Below are 22611 nucleotides of genomic sequence, written 5' to 3'. Positions count from 1 at the left end.
AGAGATTCGAACTCTAGAACGCTTTCGCGTCGCCGGTTTTCAAGACCGGTGCCTTCAACCACTCGGCCACTCTTCCATTGGTTATTGTTGTCCTGCAATCACTTGGCTGCCGGAACGGGGCTTAATGTAAAAGATAGTCCGTACTGCGTCAATGGTTTTTACCGCATATTGCGTTCAATCGCCCTCTTTTTGAACACTTGCTAAAAAGAGCAGCAAACCCTGCACAAAAACTCGACAACAATATGATAAATAACAAAAAAACCAACCAGAATAAACTGGTTGGTTTCACGCAAAGAAAAGCGTAACAGTGGACTAAATTAGAAGTCGTAACGCAGACCCACTGCAAACACGTCATCAGTTGTCAGCTCGTTAGCTTTGGTGAACTGATTTTCGTCCAGCAGGTTGATTTTGTAATCTGCGTATACGCGGAAATTGTCGTTCATGTAGTAGGTCGCGCCGATATCAACGTACTCATTGTAAGTATCGTTGATATTCATGCCGTTGTCCTTCACATCGGTACGAATATATGCGATGGATGGTTCAATTTTGCCTTGATACTGGACAACAGCTTCGTAGCCACGCATTTTGTTGAAGTAGCCAGTGTTACCCGCCAGGTTGTTACCCTTGAAGTTGTCACGGCCTTCAGAATAGGTCATCGCAGCGTAGATGTTGCCATACTTGTACTTCAGACCCAGCGCAGTGATTTGTGCATCGTTGTCGCCACCGAAAGCAGCGCGAGTTTGCAGGTCAGTTTTCTTAGCGCTGGTGTAAGTTACCGCACCACCGAAGCTACCGAAACCAGTGTCAGCGAATTCATAACCCAGCGCAGCTGCGTAGCCGTCACCAGTTTGATCTTCGCCGTTGATCATGTCTTGATCGTTAGCAGTGGTGTACTGCAAACCACCGATAAAACCGTTGCTCTGGATCATGTACTTCAGCAAACCGTCAGTACGGCCAGTACCAAAGCTGTCATTTTGCTTGCCCAGACCATCACCACCAAACTCTGGCAGGATATCGGTGTAATCGTTAACGATAGTCATCAGACCATCTTGACGACCGTAGGAAATACCACCGTAAACGTCGTGCTGCAGACCGGCGTAAGCATAACGAACTTCGTTATCGCCGCTTGCTGGCAGGTTGTATTCGAACAGACCAATACCCTTCAGGGAATCGTTGATTTGAGTTTCACCGCGAATGCCAAAACGCGCATAACTCTGATCACCACGTTCTGCTTTGTCTGAAGACATGTAGTTCAGACCTACAGCACGGCCGTAGAAATCAATCTTGTTATTGTCCTTGTTGTAAATCTCAGCGGCTTGAGAGGCAGCTGAAACCAAAAGTGCCGGGATTACGATAGCAAGTACATTACGTTTCATGTTAGTTATCCTCACTGCTTTTCCATTTCTTATTGGCGTTATGCCTTGTGAAACTCACGGGACCTGACAGCAAAAATTAACGAGAACGAACGGTCAGACCGGTAACTATTCGTAATTTTTGATGTCAAACTCCCACTGGAGTACAGCAAATGTAAACTAGCTATTGTCTAGCACCTATGCCATCAGGTGTATAGGGGTATGCAAATTTTGAATAAGTATCACTGGTTATTGTCTCAAAACGTTCTCGCAACATGTCAATAAAACAGCGAATTTTGGAAGGTTGATTCCGTCTTGAGCGGTAAACTGCATAAAACGGTAATTCGAGACCATATTGGCCATCGAACAAATTAACCAGATTTCCCTCTTGAACATCCCGTAAAGCAAGCACATACGGCGACCAAATAATGCCGTGTCCTTGCAAGGCCATCCCATAAGCATGTTCAATATGAGAAAATGTCAGCGAGCCCTGTATTTTTTTCTCAATTATCTGCCCATCAGGCAGGGAATAGCGCACCACATCCGGTGGCAGCAGACCATCATCGAGCATCACAAACTGGTGCTGATCGAAATCCTCTGGGCTTTGCGGTATGCCGAATTTCTCCAGATAACTTGGCGCGGCGTAAAACGAACGGCGACCGGTGGTCAGGCGCTGGGCAATCAGATTGCCGTTATTAGGCTTGTGCTGGCACAGCAGGATATCGCCGTCAAAATCACTGTATCCATCCTGCACCTGCACGTTTTTCAGTACGATGCGAATGCCCGGATAACGGGCCAAGAAGTCGGACAGAAAGAAATTAGCCAATTGGGTGCCAACCCGTGCCGACGATGCAATCACCAGCTCACCAGAGACTTCCTGTTGGCTGTGATCGATAAAATTCTCCAGTTCCTTAATCTCATTCAGCACGGCATAGCAATGCTGCAGTACCCCGGCCCCAATCTCGGTTAACTGTATCTGGCGCGTGGTTCGCTCAAACAAACGCTGGCGCAGTTGGTCTTCAAACTGGCGTATCCGGCGGCTGACCGTGGGCTGGGGAATATCCATTTCTTCTGCCACCCGGCTGAAACTGAGCTTTTCCGCAACCCGAACAAATAAGATCATGTCATCAAGCTTAAATCGCATGGATTGGATTCCTCTTTCAGCATTAATCCAGCTAGAAAATCTGCCGCATAATACAGGATTCATCAGCTTTAAAAAGTCTGTCACCCCGTTGTAAAAAAGACACTAAGTCTGCTCTACACCGCCAAAATGGGGCTTTTTTTAGGGAAACGTGCGGTCATGGTATGAAAACGGAAAATTCACGCGATAAAAGCAAAATACAACCGGCGAAGGAACACCTTCATGCAGTACCACAAAAATCAATCATCATAAATATCATATGGTTATAAGATAAAGTTTGGTTATCTCGTTCAGCGCTGAACTGTTCAATGTATAAACAGCCAACTATTGTGTGATGATTGTATTTTTCCGATAAAAAACAGCCCAGCAGAATGCTGGGCTGAGGCTTAAACTAGAAACGGTTGTTGATGTTTTAACCAGTTAGTGAGCTGAGTGATGTCGCGATCCACCATCGCTAAACGCCAACACGGGGTATAAGGCCCAACTAGCAGCCCTGTAATATCCCCTTCCATATTGTCAATTTCGTGATCATGGTGATGACGATATGGAAAACGCTCGGCCCACTGCTGCAACTGCGCAATACGTACCGCAATATCGGCCTCGCTCCACTGCGCCGTTTGGCTTTGTTGTTGCTCATACAAGCTTTGCACTGCATCGTGTAACCGCACCAACAGCAATAATAAAGAGCGCCAATCTTGCAAGTTACGAGGGCTGGCATTGGGCTCAAGGTGCAGATAGTTCACCTCTTCATGCAACTTGCGATAAGCCCGATTAGCACGCCACAGATACACGTGCACGTTGTCAGCTTGTGCACTGATCGCTGACAGCAAACGGATCTCTTGTTCGATCACCCGTACCACATGGGCGTCAATCCACAGCCGAGTCCAGCTAGGCATAATCAGATGGATAGACAAAAATGCCAGCACCGTACCCAGCAAGGTATCGAATACACGGTAGAGCGCAATCACCGGCTCAGTCGGGTTCATCTGCGCAATGGCGAACACGATCAACATGGTCAGCCAAAACACATGCACCTCATAACGCGCCTTGTAATAGGTAGCGAACGCCATGAAGGTCACAACACACGTCAGGAATAAGATGGTCAGGCTGTTATGCAGCACCGCCAAAATCGCCAGTGCCAGCAGGCCACCTAAGAACGAGCCATAAAAGCGGTTACGGATCCGGTTTTGTGCCGCACCCAGCGGTGCAGTCAGTAGCACAATAAAAGCCGTGAGCGTGATCCAGTAGCCCTGCTGGACATGGAAATAGAGCGCCAAACTCTGAGCACACGTCATCACCACCATCATGCGCAGTCCGTGCTGGATCTCACGTGAGCCGCGCTGACAAGCCGCTTTCAGGCTATCGACAAAGCTGACGCTATCGCTTGGCCAAACCCGCTCAATCTCTTCACGATTCCACGTGGTGCTGGCGTTTTCTGGCGTCATCCCTTCAGCCGTGGATGGATTGCGTTGCTGCCACGCCTGTTGAATCCGGCTCGCCGATAACGCAACCGAATACGCCGCATCATTCACCGGCTCAGGCGCAAACGGGGGTAATTCCGCCGCCTGCTCCCGCACCGCGGCCGACACGGCCATTAACCACTTACGGGTGTCCCACGCCAACTCTTCATGCTGATTGAGCTCATACAGGGTTCGCGCCAAACTGCCTAAGCCGCCGGAAAAAGCCAGCAGCGTTTTAAACTCGCGATAGTAACGGCGATTACGGCGCGTACGCGGTACCGAGCGCAACCAGTTGGCCAGCACGCCCAGTGCGACATCGAAACGCTCACGCTGTACCAAGGTTTGGCGCGGATCGGTAAACGCGTGCGAAGCCAGACTTTGTAGGTAATCCGCCAAATTGGCGGTAGTCACTTTGAGTAACTGCTCACCTTGGCGACCAGAATCCCACAGCCATCCCACCAGCGAAAACAGCAGCGCCAACGCCACGGCACAAGTGTTAGCGGCCAGCACAACATGCCAAGAGACATGCTCTTGCGCAAAATGCAGCGCCATGATCAAGGTGAAACCGAAGTTATACGCAATCAGCTGAATGTACTTGCGCTGATTGCCCATCAGGCCATACACCATACCGAAGAGAGATAATCCCAGCATGCCAAACCATGGCGACAGCAAATACAGCTGCGCCATCAAGGTCGCCAGAATACAGATAAGACCGGATAACGAGAGGATCTTAGCGCGCTTTGGGTAGGAAAGATCGCGCCCCAATACGCCCACCAACCATGCGGTAATCAAGCCCCCCACCCCAGCGGACGGCTGACCCAGCCAAACAAAGAGTAACAGCACCAGCATCATCGGGATCGAGATACGCACCCCATCGGGCAAATCGGCTTTACTCGGGAACCACTCAAGCAAACGTAAACAAATTTTTTTCATACAGCACGCGGCATACGCAGGATATTTTTATTGTTGTGATTCAGATGTATTAATTCAGGCAGCGGATCGCGCGTTGCTTGCCGTAATGTTTGACACCAAGAGTGATAAACAGCAAAGAGAGCATCTGATACACCACCATCATGGATGGAGCCAGATGGGCATCAATGTCATCCGACAGGTAGATCCCGCCGGAGATGATCAAGAACAGCACCAAACACGCAGCACCAATATTGATCACGGAAGAGGCCAAAAATGCCGTAATGATAGAGGAATGGAAGAACTCGGCCCCTTTGGGAATACAACGAATAGCGTATTTCATGGAAAAGAAACAGCCTGAAAAACCAACGCCGATGGCAACCTCACTTTCATGCACAAAGCATGAAAACAACCCATCCAGACACAGAAATAACAGGTACACGGCACCGTAAGTCAGCGCAAAAGGGATAATCCATTTGTTGTTCATAATTGTGATAACAGCTAGCGGACGATAGAGGACTGAGTAAGTAAGAATACACGCAGCTTGTTGACTGCTTATTAAGTGGACGTAAGCCTACTCCCAATGTAATACGTTGTGAAGTCTTTTGTGATACAAATCGCATTAATTATATTATATTACTCAAGTTGCATATCGCGCCGTTTTCTTCGCTCTAACACTACTTTAGCGCTCACTTTTCAGCCACAGACAACATCATGCTTGCCATTTATTCTGTCTAACGACGCCCTGCGTATACCCAGAACATCGCCATACGGCTAACAGTGGGATCTCGTTCGCTTTAATGGTTTAATGGGCTACCTACTCCGTTACAGTCTGCTGTCGGAGTGCCTGCACCTTGAGTGCGGGTCTACGAATCGTTGCCTTAAAAAGTGAAGAGAATATGTCTGAAGATGTAATGCTGAACGCAGAAAACGACTGGAATGATGACGAGCTGATCGACAACGCCTACGATATTTTCCTTGAGCTGGCGTCTGATAACCTCGATCCGGCCGATATCATCCTGTTCAACCTGCAATTTGAAGATCGCGGTGCAGCGGAGCTGGTTGATGTCGCCACCGACTGGGGCAGCGAAATGGGTATTCCAGCCAGCAACGATCTGTATGCGGAAGTCGTGATCGGTCTGGTTAACGAGCAAGATGAAATCGATGATGTTTTCGCTCGGATCCTGCTCAATCGCAGTAAAGACATGAAAGAATGCCACATTCAGTGGAAGCAGTAAGCACACGCCAAGCCAAGAAGTGAAAAACGGGCGGGTAATACATACCCGCCCGTTTTTTATTTTGTTTTAACTCTAATTCTGATCCCTGTTTTAACGCCGATTTTAGCGTGCTAAGACCAGAGACTATTAATCCCGCGCAGCGACTGGTTGTCGCATCAATACCCACATGAAAAGCACGTTAACCACGGCGGTAAGCACGAACAAGCCACCGTATCCCATCCATTCAATCATCAACGAGCCAACCACCGGGCCCGACAAGCTGCCGACGGTATAGCTGATGAGGAGTGTCTGGTTCATCGCCACCAGCTCATGCTTGGCCACTTTCTCACTGGCCAGCGCCATGGCAATCGGATATAGCGTAAAGGCCGCAAAACCCACGCCGACTAGCGCAATCGACAATATCCAACGCGCATGACCAAACAGCAACCACACCGAGCACGCGATGATCAGCCCCGTTTGCAGCAGCAAAATGCGATGCCGACCGTATTTATCCGCCATCTTGCCCACCGGCAACTGGCCAACAATCGCCGCCGAAATCAGCAGCGCCATCCAGCGTCCGACCTCCGCATCATCCATCCGAATATGTTCAAGGAATAACGGCAACAAGCCATACAAGCTACCGAGCACGATACCGGAAAGCAGACAGCCCAAAATCCCGATGCGCGCAGCCGGTAATTTCAAAATCGGCAACAGCCGCACATCATCGGCTTTGTGCCCCATTTTCTCATTGGGCACCGCAAACATCGGGATGATCGCCAGCAGCATCAAGCCACTCATCCAGAACATAGAAGTAGTGAAATGAGAACCAGTCCAGCTCAGCATCAGCTGCCCACCGACAGAGCCCAGATAGAACACCACCATGTAAACGGCCAGTAAACCGCCCCGCTCTTCCGGCTCACCGAGCGTCAACAACCAGCTTTCAATCGACACCCAAATCCCCGCACAGGCAAACCCGACCAGAAAACGGGTGATCCCCCAGGTCAGCACATGTTCGGGTAACCACAAGCCACTGGCGCACACCACAAACAGCGCACAAAACAGCTGATAGCTACGCGCATAGCCCAAACGCAGCACCGTGCGGCCACACAGCAACGTCCCGATCAGGGTGCCGGCATAGTATGCCGATGTCACTATCCCTATTTGCCACGTTGAAATATCGGCTTTACTCAGCCACAGCGGGATCAGGGTATTTTGCTCCGACAGGGCCACCGTATTTAAAAAGACGCCCAACAACAACGGAACAAGAATGCGGACCAACGACAACATGAAAAACCACTCAAATAAATCAGGAAGAGAATAGACGTAACGGCGACATCACACAGGTGCACCGGGGAAAGCCGGATCACTTTCCGGAGAGAACAGTCCTATTATTAGCAAAAACTGTGTTAGCAAAAACTGCGCTTCGTTATACGCGAAAAAAGTTGTTCAGGGCGCTTCAGGGTGTAAACAAGCGTTAACATGATTTGTACACTCGGCCAGATTTATACCAAGCAATAGCGCATAAAAAAACAGGCCAGTCTCCTCTAAGAGATTGGCCTGTATACAGTTGCACGTCGAAACAGCGAAACCTCAAACTTCCCGCTATCACGCTGTCAGCGATCGCAGCGAAAATTACTGTTCGCTATGCTGCTTACCCAAACCGTACTCACGCAGTTTGTTGGCAATTGCGGTATGCGATACACCCAAACGGCGTGCCAACTTACGGGTACTTGGGTAGCTGCGATACAAGCGGGTTAATACCGAACGCTCGAAACGCTTGGTGATTTCATCCAACGAGCCATCAAGCTGATCGTCGCCCAAGCTAATTTCGGTTTCAAACTCCGGCAGTTCGATATCCTGCGGCGTCAGCACATTGCCTTCTAACTGACTCAAGGCGCGATAAATCGCATTACGCAGCTGACGCACGTTACCCGGCCAGCCATAATGGCAAAGAAATGGCATCAGCTCAGGCACTAACATTGGCCGTTCAATGCCCATTTCATCGGCGATCCGAGTGATGAACAGATTCGCCAGTTCAGGAATATCCTGCTGCCGTTCACGCAGCGGTGGCACGGTTAAGGTTAATACGTTCAGACGGTAATAGAGGTCTTCACGGAAAATGCCTTTATGTACCAGCTCCAGCAGATTCTTTTGCGTCGAGCAGATCACGCGGACATCCACTTTCACTTCATGATCTTCGCCGACACGGCGGAAGGTACCGTCATTCAAGAAGCGCAGCAACTTGGTTTGCATCTGCGAGGACATCTCGCCAATTTCATCCAAGAACACAGTGCCGCCATTGGCTTGCTCAAAAAAGCCTTTCTTGCTTTCGGTAACGCCTGGATAAGCCCCTGGCGCATGACCGAACAGTTCACTTTCCGCCACGTTATCAGGCAGCGCGGCACAGTTTAGCCCCAAAAACGGCAATGCACCGCGATGGCTACGTAAATGACACGCGCGCGCCAGCATCTCTTTACCCGTGCCTGTTTCCCCTTCAATCAGCAACGGGGCATCCAGCATGGCCAATTTTTTCGCCTGCGCGACCACCTGCTTCATCTTCGGACTTTCGGCCAGAATATGGCCAAATACGCTGTCGTCATGCACATTATGCATCTGCAGCTGACGCCCTAACTTGGCAGCAGAGCGCAACATCACCACGGCACCCGCCAGCAATGGCTTGCCTTCATCCGCAGTATGGGTGATGTAAACAGGGGTCAAATCCATCAGGTAGTCTTGGCCACGCACCACAATGCGCTGCGACACCGCTTCGGCGTGCTGCTCATCTTCCAGCCAGCGGTGGAAATTAAATCCACTGAGCAGATTCTGGATAGTTTCTTCCAGCAATTGCTCTTCGCTCATGGAAAACAGCGCCAAAGCCGCTTGGTTGACCAAATCAATCTTGCCGCGCAAATCCACAGAAAAGACCGGATCTGGTAGCGCCTGTACCAGCGCCTTAAGTTCAGTATGCTCGCGCTCTACCGGCATAAAACGCACTTTGCGTACATCCGTAATGCCGGGAATACGCCGGATCTCCGTCATCAGACTGCGGAAACTTTCAAAATCAATCTCAGGAAAGCTCAGGTAAATCCGGCCTCCGGTATCAATCTCAATGCCCCGTAAATCAATATCTCGTCCGACAAGCAGATCGAGCAGTTCCCGCGTCAACCCGACGCGATCTTCACAAAACACTTCCAGTCGCATACGTTACCGACCTTCGCGATGATTAATCCAGATGTGGGACGATGATACCCCGCTCTGTGCAACAGATGAAGGCACGTGTCATTATTTCTTGACAGAGACAGCGAAATTATGTGACTGAGAAAATTATCATCTTCACTAAACTCATTTTAAATCAATGAGTTATTAAAAATCGCTCTGCTATACTTTTTACAATTTGACACGGCAAAAACAGAATATCTTCCCTCTATTTACACCTTAATCTGCTGTTTTATCCGGATTTTCTGCATGCAATCGATACGTTTAGCAAAACTGAGGCAGTCTGTCAGACTGCCAGTAAGCGGATGATGTCGGCGCGTAAAGTTTCTGGTGCGGTCTGTGGCGCGTAACGTTCCACCACCTGACCTCGGGTATCAATCAGGAACTTGGTGAAGTTCCATTTAATGGCTTCAGATCCCAGCAAGCCAGACTTTTGTTTTTTCAACCAACGGTACAGCGGATCAGCGTGGGTGCCATTGACCTCGATTTTTTGCATCACTGGGAATGTCACGCCATAGGTCAGTGAGCAAAAACGGGCTATTTCCTCGGCCGAACCGGGCTCTTGTGCGCCAAACTGGTTACACGGGAAAGCCAAAATCACAAAACCCTGCGCTTCTAACTCGCGATACAGTTTTTCCAACTCAGCGTACTGTGGGGTAAAACCACAGCGGCTGGCAACATTCACCACCAACACCACTTGTCCACGCAAAGATTGTGTATCAAAAGGCGTACCGTCTAACAACGTCAGGGGGAAATCATAAATTTCGGACATAACAGGCCCTCCATGGTCCGGTTTGCTTCACGTGCTACGAACACGCATCATGTTGAAATGGCATGCATGCCATGCGCGTAGCCAACATGCACATATGGAATGAGTGTAGCGGGAAAGCGGCAAAATGTATGGCAGGGAAAATAGTGCTTACAGAAAGAGTATAGAAAACAGTCAAAAGCGTGAGCGCCGTTATAAATCGGCGCTCACGTAGGGGTTAGATATCTTGCGGATGTGACCGGTTACTGCGCCGGATTTTGCGGCTTACTGAGCAGCTGTTTAACCTGCGTCAATAACTCCTGACGGATCATGCCCAAACGCGGTTTGTCATCGTTGATCCACGGCAGCGGACGGCACAGCTCCATCGCCTTGATCCCCAAACGCGCGGTCAGGAGCCCAACGCCAATCCCTTGCGCCGCACGGGCCGATAAGCGTGCAGTGATATCTTGCGACAGCAAATCGACGCCCACGTCACGTACCACATCGGTCACGCCGGCAAATGCGATGTTAAACAGCACCATCTTTAGCAGCCGGACACGGCTGAAATACCCCAGCTCAATGCCATACAGATTGGCGATTCGATTCACTAAGCGCAAATTACGCCAAGCGATAAATGCCATATCCACCAGCGCCAACGGGCTACAGGCCACCATCACCGCCGATTCCGCAGCATAGCGACTGATCTCAGCCCGTGCCTGCTTATCCAACACCGGCTGCACCATGCTGGCATACAGCCGGATCACTTCCTGATCATTGTGGGTATCTTGTAACTCGGCGCGCCAACGCTGCAAAACCGGATGCTGCGCATCCAGCAACGATTGATGTGCTAACTTCTCGCAAAACGGCCGCGCTTGTCCGATCCCTTGGCTGTGTAGCAGGTCCGTGGCGACTTCACGCTCACGCTCACGACGGCGTAAAGTCAGCAAGCGTCGCCATTCACTGGCCAGTGAGCCAATTCCCGCGGCTAACACCAAGCCACCCGCGCCAGCGGCGGTGAGCAGAACCCAATCGCCCCCTTGCCACGCATTAATGACGCTATTAACCGTCTGGCCCACCGCCGCAACGCCAAAGCCGAGTAAGCCTACGCCCAGCAAACGACGCCACAGACTGCTCCGAGGCTGTAAGGCTTGTGTCACTTGCTGATCCAGCGTGGCTTCGGTTTCCACTAAGTCAGTTTGCACAAACGCAGCATCCTGATTAAAGGTCTGCTGTGGACGCAATATCTCTTCGCTGCTGACCGCTTGCGGCTCGGCAAAAGTGATCTTCGGACTCAGCGTTTCGGTATGACGCTCGTTCGCTGCCATGCGCTCGCTATCCGGCTTGATCGTCGATTCACGGGTATTCATCGCAGCTTATCTCCCAGTAAAAACTCCATCGCAGCATCCATACGGATATGCGGTAATGGCTCGTCCGGCGCACTGACGCGCGGACGGAAAGATTCAAAATCAAAGTGTTGCTGCTGCCAAAAGGCTGCTGACGGCAGGCGCGCCGGAACATCGCCCGGATACACCAGCAGCGGCGCGCCATCACTGAGGCGGTGACCACGCAGTGCGCTCATCGTGCGTCCTTGATGTTGCACTTGGCCCACTTCAGTGGCTTGCACCGAGGCCAGACTGATGCAGTCCATCGCAATGCCCTCAAACGCCGCGCTTTGCCACGCTTCTTGCACCAGTTGTTGCAGCAGTGAGACCTGATTGGCGTGCTGGTCGGGCGTCACATGATCTGACTTGGTGGCGGCGAACATCAGTTTATCGATGCACGGCGAGAACAACCGGCGCAGCAGTGTGCGTTTACCGTAATGGAAACTTTGCATCAACTGCGCCAGCGCCATCCGCATGTCATTAAACGCTTGCGGGCCGATATTCAGCGGTTGCAAGCAATCCACCAGCACAATCTGACGATCAAAACGGGCAAAGTGATCGCGATAAAAGCCTTTCACCACATGTTGGCAATAGTGCTCGAAACGGGCCTTGAGCAAGCCTAAATTACTGTTTTTATCTGCTTTACTAAATGCCGTTTCATCTAACGCCCCAAACGGCCCCTGTTGACCCGGCCACGGGAAAAATTGCAATACTGGCGCATCGGCTAATTCGCCCGGTAACACAAATCGCCCCGGTTGGATAAAGTGCAAGCCCTCATCTTTACAGCGCTGCAAGTACGCGGTGTATTCACGCGCAATATCAGCCAATAAATTTTCATCAGCGGGTGCATGTGGATCGCACTTAGCCGCGAGGGTCAACCAAGGCCGCGCCCATTCCGCCCGCTCACCTTGCAGCATATCCATCATCTGCTGTGACCACTGGCGATAGCTTTGCTCCAGCAGAGGTAAATCCAGCAACCATTCCCCCGGATAATCGACGATCTCCAGATTCAAGGTGGCCAGCTCACTTAAGTGCCGCAATAGTGAATGCTGAGGACGATAACGGATATTCAAGCGAATTTGGCTGACGCCACGAGTGGCTACCGGCCAGGCCGGAGGGTCAGAATGCAAACTGAGCATGCCTTCATCATAGGCAAAACGCGGGATGGATAAATCACGCTGCGGAATACGCTTGATGCCTTGTATTCGCTCTTCGCGCACCGCAGAAAATAACGGTAAGCGCGCACCGGCATTCACATGCAGCAGTTGATTGACCAACGAGGTAATAAAAGCCGTTTTTCCGCTGCGGCTCAGACCGGTCACCGCAATACGCAGATGCCGGTCTAAACCGCGGTTTACAAAGGTCGAGAGTTCATTTTTTATCAGATTTTTCATGCATACTCACAACAGATCAGAACAGTTGTCTGATTATACGCCTTATAGCTGACGAAATTTGTTTCGTACCTTAAAGGTTTCTGATGTCACATACCCTTCTAAGCGGCGCAATTGGGTTTCCAGTTCGGAAAATTCCTGATCCAATGTCTGGATCCGGCGATGAGCCGACTCCCCCGCCTGCCACGTTTTAGACTTGAGCGCCGGCTCTTCGTAAACCGCCTCGCCTTCGCCAGTGTATTTATCCATAAACAGCCATGCGGCCAGATAAGCCAAAATCACGATCCCCGCACCACCGAACAAAAACACGGTGATCACCATGATCCGCACCAGCCACACTTCGATGCCAAAGTAGTGCGCCAAACCAGCACACACCCCTGCCACTTTGCCTTCGCGCGGATAACGATACAGGTTGCCATTACCGGTCATGATGGCTCCCTCCAGTTCGGGTGTTGAGAGTCTAAAATCACTTCCAATGAACGAATACGCTCGCGCATCTGCTGCGCTTCACGGGTTAACACCTCCAAACGGCGGCGCTCTTCTTGGCTCAACCCTTCGCCCAATTCACGCTTGCTGCGATAGTGCAGCCACAGCCAAACGGGCGCGACAAACAGGAAGAAAATCGTTAACGGCACAGACAGGAAAAAGCTTCCCATTGTTACACTCCCTTTCGATATGCAGGGCAGCAGGCTGCCCTGACGATAATAATGATGGTGCGATGGATTGCGCGTCCATCAGCCTAAGCAAAACCGCGCTAACCGATACTCAAAGATGGCACAGTTAGTCTTTTTGCTGCATTTTAGCTTTCAACGCGGCCAGCTCACGGCTGATATCATCATCGGCCTGCAGTTCGGCAAACTCGTCATGCAAATTCTTTTGCTTACCGATAGTCATACTATCTGCTTGCGCTTCCATCTGATCAATACGGCGCTCAAATTGCTCAAAACGGGCCATGGCCTCATCCAAGCGCGAATTTTCCAGCTGGCCTCGCACTGATCGCGATGAAGCCGCAGCCTGATAGCGTACCTGCAAGGCCTGCTGACGAGCGCGGGTCTCGGTCAGTTTTTTCTCCAGCTCTGCCACTTCACCACTCATGCGCTGAATGCTGCTGTCGACGGCGTCCAATTCTTGCTCCAGACCTTGGATCAACTCCGCCACTTTCTGACGCTCAATCAGTGCCGCACGCGCTAAATCTTCACGCGATTTACGCAGCGCCAATTCAGCTTTTTCTTGCCACTCACTTTCTTGCGCGCGGGCGTGACCAATTCGACGCTCCAGTTGCTTACGCTCCGCCAAGGCATGCGCAGAAGTAGAACGCACTTCCACCAGTGTGTCTTCCATCTCCTGAATCATCAGGCGGACCAACTTCTGCGGATCTTCAGCTTTATCCAGCAGCGCATTGATGTTGGAGTTCACAATGTCAGCAAAACGTGAAAAAACACCCATAATAGTTCTCCTGAATTAGGGCTCCGACCTAAGCGGACCGCTAACTGTTGTTCATTTCCGGCTACGCACTCGGGTGGTTTATCCCACTTCCGTGCTACGCAGCGACCTGTTCACTGCTATAACCATATCAAGTTGCATGCCAAGTTTTTCACTGCACATAATCAATTGATTAATAACAAATTAAATAAATGGATGGCTTTCCGACGGGGATAATGCTATGACTAAATTAGCTAAAAAATAGTGAAAATGACCACTTAAGAGATCTTGCCGATCTGTACTACATAGCATGTTGCCCAACGCGTGAGTCTCGATTCGAGCATAGCGTTGAGCTGCTATGTGAATAAACAATGTGAATAAACATTTGGTCATCTCGCCTCGCCACAGGAGCACCAACGCGCCATGAAACGTAACGACAACCTCATCGGCGTCGCCGACAGCTTTACCCGCGTACTGGAGCAAGTCTCCCGACTCGCGCCGCTGAACAAACCGGTGCTGATTATCGGCGAGCGCGGCAGCGGTAAAGAGCTGATCGCCAAACGCCTGCATTATTTGTCGCGCCGCTGGCAAGCTCCACTGCTAACCCTGAACTGCGCAGCGTTAAACGATAACTTGCTAGATTCGGAACTGTTCGGTCACGAAGCCGGCGCTTTTACTGGCGCACAAAAACGTCACGCCGGACGCTTTGAGCGCGCCCAAGGCGGCAGCCTCTTTTTGGATGAATTGGCCACCGCGCCATTGCGGGTACAAGAAAAACTGCTGCGCGTCATCGAGTATGGTGAGTATGAACGTGTGGGCGGCAGCCAAAAGCTTGAGGCCGATGTGCGCCTAATCTGCGCCACCAACGAAGATCTGCCAGCCAAAGCCGCACGCGGTGAATTTCGTGCCGATTTGCTAGATAGATTGGCGTTCGATGTGATTAACCTGCCCCCGCTGCGCCATCGCCGCGACGATATCCCACTGCTGGCTGAATTTTTCGCCGTAGAGATGTGCAAAGAGTTAGGTTATCCGCTGTTTGCCGGTTTCACCCCACACGCACTGAGTGCATTAAATGAATACCCGTGGCCGGGTAACGTGCGGGAGCTCAAAAACGTGGTCGAACGTGCAGTATATCGTAATGACACACCGCAAGAGCCAGTGCATGAGATTATCTTCAATCCCTTTGTCGATTGGGAAGCCGCCCCGTTATCAAGAAACTCAACTCAGACAAACGAATTCCCTTCAACTACAGGCTTGCCATCCGCTAGCCCATCCGCCTCAGTGCCTGAGTCAGCGCTGGCCTCAGCTGCTACAGCCAACTCACAACCGATGGCGCTCAACTTCCCTGTGGATTTAAAAGCTTGGTTAGCCGCGCAAGAGCAGCAGGTCATTCACTCAGCGCTGCAGCAAGCCCGCTATAATCAGAAACAAGCCGCCACGTTACTGGGGCTCACTTACCACCAGCTAAGAGGGATCTTACGCAAGTACCCCGAACTGCAATCGTTGGACGCAATGTGACCCATTTTCTTTACCTGCAACATGCCCGGTCACAGCACCAGCAGCTCCGGTATTGTGCAATAAATCGCCAGAGGTTGGCGTTCGGCAAGAGTAATGTAAAATGATGCCCTTGTTAGAAAAAAAACGAGTCAACATGAGCGGCCTGAAAATAAGGTGTGGCGTTTCGTTATGGCATGCGTGGTACTGGATCAGCGGTCTATTTTTGCTGCTGGCACAACCTGCATGGGCTAACGAAACTTTGCCGGCAGAGATTTATCAGAAAGGATTCGTCTACTGTACCGCCGGTAACACCAATATCCTGAACCCCCAGCGAGTCAAGGCCGGGGTTACCATTGATGCTATCTCCACGCAGGTCTATGACCGACTGCTGGACATCAATCCTTTTACCTATCGGCTGATGCCTTCTGCTGCCGAGAGCTGGCAGATCAGTGACGCCGGACGCACGTTTACCTTCAAACTGCGCCGCGGCATTCAATTTCACCAGACCGCTTGGTTTACCCCAACCCGCGCCCTGAACGCTGATGATGTGGTGTTCAGCCTGCAACGGATTTTCGATCCGAAATCGCCATACCATATGGTCGGCGGCGGTTCTTATCCCTATTTTGATAGCTTGCAACTGGGTAGCAAGATTGAGTCCATCACCAAGCTCAATGATGACGAAGTGCAAATCAAATTGCTGCGTCCGGACTCCTCCTTCCTAACCCACTTAGCCACGCACTTTGCGGTGATCCTGTCCAAAGAGTACGCCGATCAACTGCTCAAAGAAGGTAAACAAGAGCAGATTGACCGCCTGCCGATCGGCTCTGGCCCGTTCAAGTTACAAGAGTACCGTAACGGACAGTACATCCGTCTCGCCCGTCACGACGAATATTGGAAAGGTCGAGCGCGCATTGCCCAAGTGGTGGTGGACTTCGCGTCAGGCGGTGCTGGCCGGATGGCCAAGCTGATCACCGGCGAGTGCGATGTCCTGCCTTATCCGGCAGCTAACCAGATTGCCTTGCTGCGAGACGATCCTAGGCTGAAGCTGAGCGTACAATCGGGGATGAACGTCTCTTATCTGGCGCTCAACACCCAAAAAGCGCCGCTGAACAACCCGAAAGTGCGCCGCGCACTCTCTATGCTGGTCAATCGCGATCGTCTGCTGAAATCCATTTACTACGGTACTGCGGAGCCAGCGCGCTCTTTGCTGCCGCCGGTTTCATGGGCGTTTGACCATCGTCTGGCCGAACACTACTACACCCCCGCGGAAGCACAAAAGCTGCTGGAGGAAGCGGGTGTGTCAGATCTGAAGCTCAAATTGTGGGTACCGACCTCCGCACAAAGTTATAACCCGTCACCACTGAAAATGGCTGAGCTGATCCAAGCGGATATGGCCAAAGCGGGGGTGAAAGTGTCAATTATCCCGATCGATACCCAAAGTTTTGAGCGCGGTATGCTGCAAAGCGGCGATTACGACATGGTACTGACCGGTTGGGTTTCCGACAGCGATGACCCCGACAGCTTCTTGCGCCCTCAGCTTGGCTGCAACGCCATCGACTCCGGCAGTAACTACGCGCGCTGGTGCGAGCCACGTTTTGATGCCTTCTTACATGCGGCCCTGACCACCGACAAATTGGCCAGCCGCCTGCTGTTTTATCGCAACGCCTTACAAATTATGGAAGAAGAAACGCCTGTGATCCCAATTGCGCACTCACTGCGCCTGCAAGGGCACCGCGCCGACCTGAACGGCTTGGTTCTCAGCCCGTTCGGCAGTACCTCGTTTTCCGAAGTTTACCGGCAGGAGCCTGAGCAATGATCATCTACACCCTGCGTCGGCTCAGCCTGTTGGTGATTACGGTGCTGATCCTGACCCTCATCGGCTACTGGCTCAAAAGCTATGGTAGCGCGCCGTCTGATCTGTCATGGTTTGACGGTTACAGCCAGTACCTGATGGCGTTGAGCGATGGCAACTTCGGCGTCTCCAACGTCACCGGAGAGCCACTTAGCGAACAATTGCTGAACGTATTTCCGGCTACGCTGGAGCTGTGCTTGCTGGCCTTTATTCTGGCGCTGATCATCGGTATTCCGCTCGGTCTGATTGCCGGTGCGCGCCGTGGTCGCTGGCAAGATTTAATTATCTCCGCCATCGCGTTGGTTGGCTTTTCCATCCCGGTATTTTGGCTGGGGATCTTGCTGATCATGCTGTTTTCCCTGCACTTAGGCTGGCTGCCGATTTCCGGTCAGCACAGTCTGCTGTATGAAGTGCAGCGGGTAACCGGATTTATTCTGGTGGATGCGTGGTTATCTGACTCCCCGTACCGCGAGCAGATTATTTACAACACCGTGATGCACATGATTTTACCGGTGGTCGTGCTGTCGTTATCGCCAACCACTGAAGTGATCCGCTTGATGCGCGCCAGTACCGAGCAAGTGGTCGACAAGCCCTATGTAAAAGTGGCGGCCACCCGCGGGTGGTCACGACTGACCATTTTACGCCGCTCGATTTTGCGCAACGCCCTACCACCGATCATTCCTAAATTAGGGCTGTTGTTTTCCACCATGCTGACACTGGCGATGATCACCGAAACCGTGTTTAGCTGGCCGGGTATTGGCCGCTGGTTAATTCAAGCGCTGAACCAGCATGACTATGCCGCCATCTCCGCCGGTGTGGTGGTGGTGGGTAGCTCCGTTATTTTTATCAGCGTGCTGTCGGAACTGGTCGGCGCCGCGGTTAACCCGCTGATCCGTAAAGAATGGTACGAGGTTCACTGATATGCCACACCGTACTGTAATGCCTAGCCGTATGGCACATACTTGGAACCTGTACCGGGGCGATACCGTCTCGATGATCGGTTTTTATGGTCTGCTGTTTTTGCTGATCTTGACCGTCTTTGGTCATCACATCGCCCCGTTTGCACCGAATTTTCAGTTCATCGACAAAGAGCTGATGCCGCCATCATGGGCGGAAAATGGCAAAGTGGAGTTTTTCTTCGGTACCGATGATCTGGGGCGCGATATTTTCAGTCGTCTGATTTGCGGCACCCAATTGACCTTCGGTAGCGCCTTTTTAGTAGTTTGCACCGCCTCAATTGTCGGCACGCTGATCGGTATCGCGGCGGGGATGTCCAAGGGTCTGAAATCCTCGATTTTAAACCACACGCTGGATGCGCTGCTGTCTATCCCAACCCTGTTGATTGCGATCATCGTCGTCGCGCTCACTGGCGCCGGTTTACTGCACGCCATGTTTGCTGTCTGGTTGGCGCTGGTGCCCCGTTTTGTGCGCGCGGTATATACCGCCGTGCACGATGAGATGGAAAAAGATCACATCACTGCAATTCGCTTAGACGGCGCGTCCAACGGCTATATTTTGCGCTACGCCGTGCTGCCAAACATCATGGCGATGCTAGTCACTGAATTTACCCGTGGTTTTTCTGTGGCCATGTTGGATATCGCCGCATTGGGCTTTTTGGATCTCGGTGCCCAGCGCCCAAGCCCTGAATGGGGAGCCATGTTGGGTGAAGCCCTCAGCTTGCTGTATATCGCACCGTGGACCGTCACCCTGCCCGGTCTGGCGATTTTGTTCAGTGTGATCATTGTTAACCTCGCCGGTGACGGGCTGCGCCGCGCCATCAACGCAGGAACCGAGTAATGCCACTTTTAGATATTCGTAACCTGACGATTGAAATCATGACTCCGGCTGGGCCGGTAAAAGCCGTGGATCGCGTCAGCTTGATCCTCAACGAAGGTGAAATCCGCGGGTTAGTGGGCGAATCAGGCTCGGGTAAGAGTCTGGTAGCCAAAGCCATTTGCGGGGTCAGTAAAGATAACTGGAAAATCACCGCCGACCGTTTTCGCTTTAATGACGTCGACATGCTGCGCCTGAGCAATAAAGAGCGTCGCCACTGGGTAGGTCGTCATATCTCGATGATTTTCCAAGAGCCGCAGTCGTGCCTTGATCCTTCTGAGCGCGTTGGTCGTCAATTGGAAGAAACCATCCCATCGTGGACGTTCAAAGGCCACTGGTGGAAACGTTGGAATTGGCGCTACAAGCAAGCCAAGGCGCTGCTGCACAAAGTGGGGATCAAAGATCACCGCGAAATCATGCGCAGCTACCCGTATGAGCTCACCGAAGGGGAATGCCAGAAGGTCATGATTGCCATGGCGCTGGCCAACCAACCGAAGCTGCTGATTGCCGATGAACCGACCAACTCGATGGAGCCGACCACCCGCGCGCAGATTTTCCGTCTGCTGGATCGGATGAATCAGCTGAATGACACCACCATCTTGCTGGTCAGCCACGACTTACTCAGTCTGACGCAAACCGCCAATAAGCTAACCGTGATGTACTGCGGCCAGACCATTGAATCTGGTACATGCGAGCAGATTTTAGAAACGCCGCACCATCCCTATACGTTGGCGTTGCTGCGTTCGATGCCGGATTTTCGTGAGCCACTGCCGCACAAAAGCCGACTCAGCACCCTGCCCGGCGCAATCCCGCCGCTGCAGCACTTGCCGATTGGTTGCCGCTTGGGGCCGCGCTGTCCGCATGCGCAGAAAAAATGCATTGAAACCCCAGTGCTGCGCAAAATCAAAAATCATGAGTTTGCCTGCCACTTCCCGCTTAACGTAGAGGAAAGCCAGCTGTGAGTGCCCTATTAGACGTCACCGGACTCAGTAAAACCTTCCGCTACCATACCGGTTTATTCCGTCGTCACACGGTGGAGGCGGTGCATCCGCTGGATTTATCGCTGGATGAAGGCAAAACCTTAGCCATTATCGGTGAAAATGGCTCCGGTAAATCCACCCTCGCCAAGCTGATTGCCGGCATGGTGGAGCCGACCCAAGGCGAGATCCGCGTGCATGGCGAGCGCCTGTGGTATGGCGATTACCGCCATCGCTGCAAGTTGATCCGCATGATATTCCAAGATCCGAACACCTCGCTAAATCCCAAAATGCAGATTGGTCAAATCTTGGAAGGCCCGCTAAAGCTGAATACCGATCTGACCGCCCAAGAGCGGGAAAATCGGATCATTGCCACACTGCGCAAAGTCGGCTTACTGCCCGATCACGCCAGTGTCTATCCACAAATGCTGGCCACCGGCCAAAAACAGCGTGTCTCGCTGGCGCGCAGCTTGATTCTAGAGCCAAAAATCATCGTGGCAGATGAAGCACTGACCCAGCTGGATATGTCCATGCGCTCCCAAATCCTGAACCTGATGCTAGAACTACAAGAAAATCTAGGGATTTCCTATATTTATGTAAGCCAGCATATGGGTGTGGTCAAACACATCAGTGATAAGGTGCTGGTCATGCAGCAAGGGCATGTGGTGGAGCGCGGCGATACGAAAACGGTATTTTGCGATCCACAACATGACCTGACACGCCGAATGATTGAAAGTCATTTTGGTGAGGTGCTGACCCCAGCCGCGTGGGAACGACCGGTCGAAATTTAACGCCTAGCTTTACCTATGCGTAGTCTCTGCCAAAGCAGAGACTACGCACACATTACCCGCCAATCCCCGCTCATTTGACGCTCAATCACCGTTAAATCTAGCCACTTTTTCCCTTCGCAGCAGCGCCAGACTGCTCGGATGAGCAGGTAGACATGTCGACCACAGCGTGGAACATGGTAGAATCACTGAATTCATTCTTTCGTACAAAGCCGTATTGATATCAGTTTTGTAGACAACAAGGATCTCTTGTGATGGGTTTTCTGACCGGTAAACGTATTTTAATCGCAGGCGTAGCCAGCAACCGTTCTATCGCTTACGGCATTGCTGCCGCTATGCATCGTCAGGGCGCGGAACTGGCCTTCACCTACCAGAATGAAAAACTGAAGTCTCGCGTTGACGCGATTGCAGCCGAGTGCGGCTCTTCCATCGTGCTGCCATGTGACGTTGCAGAAGATGCCAGCATCGATGCCATGTTCGCTGAACTGGCCAACGTATGGCCAAACTTCGACGGTTTTGTTCACTCCATCGCTTACGCTCCAGGCGACCAGCTGGACGGCGACTATGTTGACGCCGTAACCCGTGACGGTTTCCGCATCGCTCACGACATCAGCTCCTATAGCTTTGCCGCGATGGCGAAATCTTGCCGTAAGATGCTGAACCCAGGCTCTGCACTGGTCACGCTGTCTTACTTGGGTGCTGAGCGCGCTATCCCTAACTACAACGTGATGGGGCTGGCGAAAGCCTCTCTGGAAGCTAACGTGCGTTACATGGCGAATGCTATGGGCGCTGAAGGCGTGCGTGTTAACGGTATCTCTGCCGGCCCTATCCGTACTCTGGCCGCTGCGGGTATCAAAAACTTCAAGAAGATGCTGTCTCACTGCGAATCTGTCACTCCAATTCGCCGTACTGTGACCATCGAAGATGTGGGTAACTCCGCCGCATTCCTGTGCTCTGATCTGGCTGCCGGTATCTCCGGTGAGATCCTGCACGTTGACGGCGGTTTTAACATCGCTGCGATGAACGAATTGGAAGTTAACGAGTAACAAGCAACGGATAAGACAGCGCGAATAGGTTCACTCTCGTTTCTATAACGTTAACGTTTGTTCCTATCACGCTGTTTTCTACCAAGCTTGCCTCTATTAAGCTTATCTCTATCAAGTTCTGAAAAATCCGCTACGGCGGATTTTTTTATGTCGGTAGGTAATTCAGACCTTCCCTATTCCTTTTCTCTGTCACACATCCCACTCTTCCAGTGAGCGGTTTACCATCCGCCAATCCGGAATCTGCCTCACAAGCCGTTATCTTAATGGCATGTAAATCCGCCGCTCGCGCGCAAGCCTACTCCGGCCACTCTCGCCCTTCACGTATACTGCGGACATTGTGTTTTGTTACGCGTGGCGATTTTTCTGCTCGGTACCTTTTA

General features: G+C 51.7%; 20 protein-coding genes. 8 read left to right on the top strand and 12 right to left on the bottom strand.

Annotation, left to right across the window (positions count from 1 at the left end):
* Positions 1-317 precede the first annotated feature (317 nt).
* The 4 genes from L975_RS05850 to L975_RS05835 all read right to left on the bottom strand — a co-directional run bounded on the left by L975_RS05850 (position 318) and on the right by L975_RS05835 (position 5349).
* Entirely contained in the window at positions 318-1376 is a 1059-nt protein-coding gene (locus tag L975_RS05850; RefSeq protein WP_047707675.1) for a porin, read from the bottom strand.
* Between the two features lie 160 nt (positions 1377-1536).
* Positions 1537-2559 (bottom strand): LysR family transcriptional regulator, encoded by a 1023-nt coding sequence (locus L975_RS05845; RefSeq protein ID WP_081995615.1) that lies wholly within the window; start codon positions 2557-2559, stop codon positions 1537-1539.
* 320 nt (positions 2560-2879) lie between these two features.
* Positions 2880-4886, bottom strand: coding sequence for an FUSC family protein (locus L975_RS05840; RefSeq protein ID WP_047707672.1), 2007 nt, complete (start codon positions 4884-4886; stop codon positions 2880-2882).
* A gap of 49 nt (positions 4887-4935) precedes the next feature.
* Positions 4936-5349 (bottom strand): hypothetical protein, encoded by a 414-nt coding sequence (locus tag L975_RS05835; protein ID WP_047707670.1) that lies wholly within the window; start codon positions 5347-5349, stop codon positions 4936-4938.
* 427 nt (positions 5350-5776) lie between these two features.
* On the opposite strand from L975_RS05835, the gene L975_RS05830 reads away from it, so the two are divergent.
* Positions 5777-6100: an HI1450 family dsDNA-mimic protein gene (locus L975_RS05830; protein WP_036768839.1), complete on the top strand. Its 324-nt coding sequence runs from the start codon at positions 5777-5779 to the stop codon at positions 6098-6100.
* A gap of 126 nt (positions 6101-6226) precedes the next feature.
* Here the strand turns inward: L975_RS05830 and L975_RS05825 are convergent, their stop codons facing one another.
* The 8 genes from L975_RS05825 to pspA form a co-directional block, all read right to left on the bottom strand.
* The gene (locus L975_RS05825) at positions 6227-7366 is read right to left on the bottom strand and encodes an MFS transporter (RefSeq protein ID WP_010861878.1); all 1140 of its coding nucleotides are present in this window, start codon (positions 7364-7366) and stop codon (positions 6227-6229) included.
* A gap of 345 nt (positions 7367-7711) precedes the next feature.
* Positions 7712-9280, bottom strand: coding sequence for a transcriptional regulator TyrR (gene tyrR, locus L975_RS05820; RefSeq protein WP_010861879.1), 1569 nt, complete (start codon positions 9278-9280; stop codon positions 7712-7714).
* Between the two features lie 301 nt (positions 9281-9581).
* Complete coding sequence (locus tag L975_RS05815) at positions 9582-10067, bottom strand: glutathione peroxidase (protein ID WP_010861880.1); 486 nt, start codon at positions 10065-10067, stop codon at positions 9582-9584.
* A 239-nt stretch (positions 10068-10306) separates the two neighbouring features.
* Entirely contained in the window at positions 10307-11368 is a 1062-nt protein-coding gene (locus L975_RS05810; RefSeq protein WP_047707684.1) for a YcjF family protein, read from the bottom strand.
* Positions 11369-11406: 38 nt separating this feature from the next.
* Positions 11407-12819, bottom strand: coding sequence for a YcjX family protein (locus tag L975_RS05805; RefSeq protein ID WP_039046213.1), 1413 nt, complete (start codon positions 12817-12819; stop codon positions 11407-11409).
* Between the two features lie 42 nt (positions 12820-12861).
* A complete protein-coding gene (pspC, locus tag L975_RS05800) occupies positions 12862-13245 on the bottom strand; it encodes an envelope stress response membrane protein PspC (protein ID WP_010861883.1) in 384 nt (127 codons plus the stop codon).
* Positions 13242-13472: an envelope stress response membrane protein PspB gene (pspB, locus tag L975_RS05795; RefSeq protein WP_010861884.1), complete on the bottom strand. Its 231-nt coding sequence runs from the start codon at positions 13470-13472 to the stop codon at positions 13242-13244. The genes pspC and pspB overlap by 4 nt, the downstream gene beginning before the upstream one ends.
* Before the next feature lie 124 nt (positions 13473-13596).
* Complete coding sequence (gene pspA, locus L975_RS05790; RefSeq protein WP_010861885.1) at positions 13597-14262, bottom strand: phage shock protein PspA; 666 nt, start codon at positions 14260-14262, stop codon at positions 13597-13599.
* Between the two features lie 399 nt (positions 14263-14661).
* Here pspA and pspF point away from each other — a divergent pair, with 399 nt between their 5' ends.
* The 7 genes from pspF to fabI all read left to right on the top strand — a co-directional run bounded on the left by pspF (position 14662) and on the right by fabI (position 22231).
* Positions 14662-15756 (top strand): phage shock protein operon transcriptional activator, encoded by a 1095-nt coding sequence (gene pspF, locus L975_RS05785; RefSeq protein ID WP_047707668.1) that lies wholly within the window; start codon positions 14662-14664, stop codon positions 15754-15756.
* Positions 15757-15889: 133 nt separating this feature from the next.
* Positions 15890-17551, top strand: a complete 1662-nt coding sequence (gene sapA / locus L975_RS05780) for an ABC transporter substrate-binding protein SapA (protein ID WP_081995616.1) — start codon at positions 15890-15892, stop codon at positions 17549-17551.
* On the top strand, positions 17548-18507 hold the full coding sequence (gene sapB / locus L975_RS05775; RefSeq protein ID WP_047707666.1) for a putrescine export ABC transporter permease SapB: 960 nt from the start codon (positions 17548-17550) through the stop codon (positions 18505-18507). Before sapA ends, sapB begins: the two co-directional genes overlap by 4 nt.
* A 1-nt stretch (position 18508) precedes the next feature.
* Positions 18509-19384 carry a putrescine export ABC transporter permease SapC gene (gene sapC / locus L975_RS05770; RefSeq protein WP_010861889.1) on the top strand — a complete coding sequence of 292 codons (876 nt, stop codon included), beginning with the start codon at positions 18509-18511 and terminating at the stop codon, positions 19382-19384.
* Positions 19384-20382 carry an oligopeptide/dipeptide ABC transporter ATP-binding protein gene (locus L975_RS05765; RefSeq protein WP_010861890.1) on the top strand — a complete coding sequence of 333 codons (999 nt, stop codon included), beginning with the start codon at positions 19384-19386 and terminating at the stop codon, positions 20380-20382. The genes sapC and L975_RS05765 overlap by 1 nt, the downstream gene beginning before the upstream one ends.
* On the top strand, positions 20379-21188 hold the full coding sequence (locus tag L975_RS05760; RefSeq protein ID WP_039046209.1) for an ABC transporter ATP-binding protein: 810 nt from the start codon (positions 20379-20381) through the stop codon (positions 21186-21188). Before L975_RS05765 ends, L975_RS05760 begins: the two co-directional genes overlap by 4 nt.
* A gap of 251 nt (positions 21189-21439) precedes the next feature.
* Entirely contained in the window at positions 21440-22231 is a 792-nt protein-coding gene (gene fabI, locus L975_RS05755) for an enoyl-ACP reductase FabI (RefSeq protein WP_010861892.1), read from the top strand.
* The last annotated feature ends 380 nt before the right edge of the window (positions 22232-22611 follow it).

Source organism: Plesiomonas sp. ZOR0011 (assembly GCF_000800945.1).
GTDB classification, from domain to species: Bacteria; Pseudomonadota; Gammaproteobacteria; order Enterobacterales; family CAMTGL01; genus Plesiomonas; species Plesiomonas shigelloides.
Note: the sequence above shows the minus strand (reverse complement) of the source record. Positions and strands in the feature narration are given on the sequence as shown.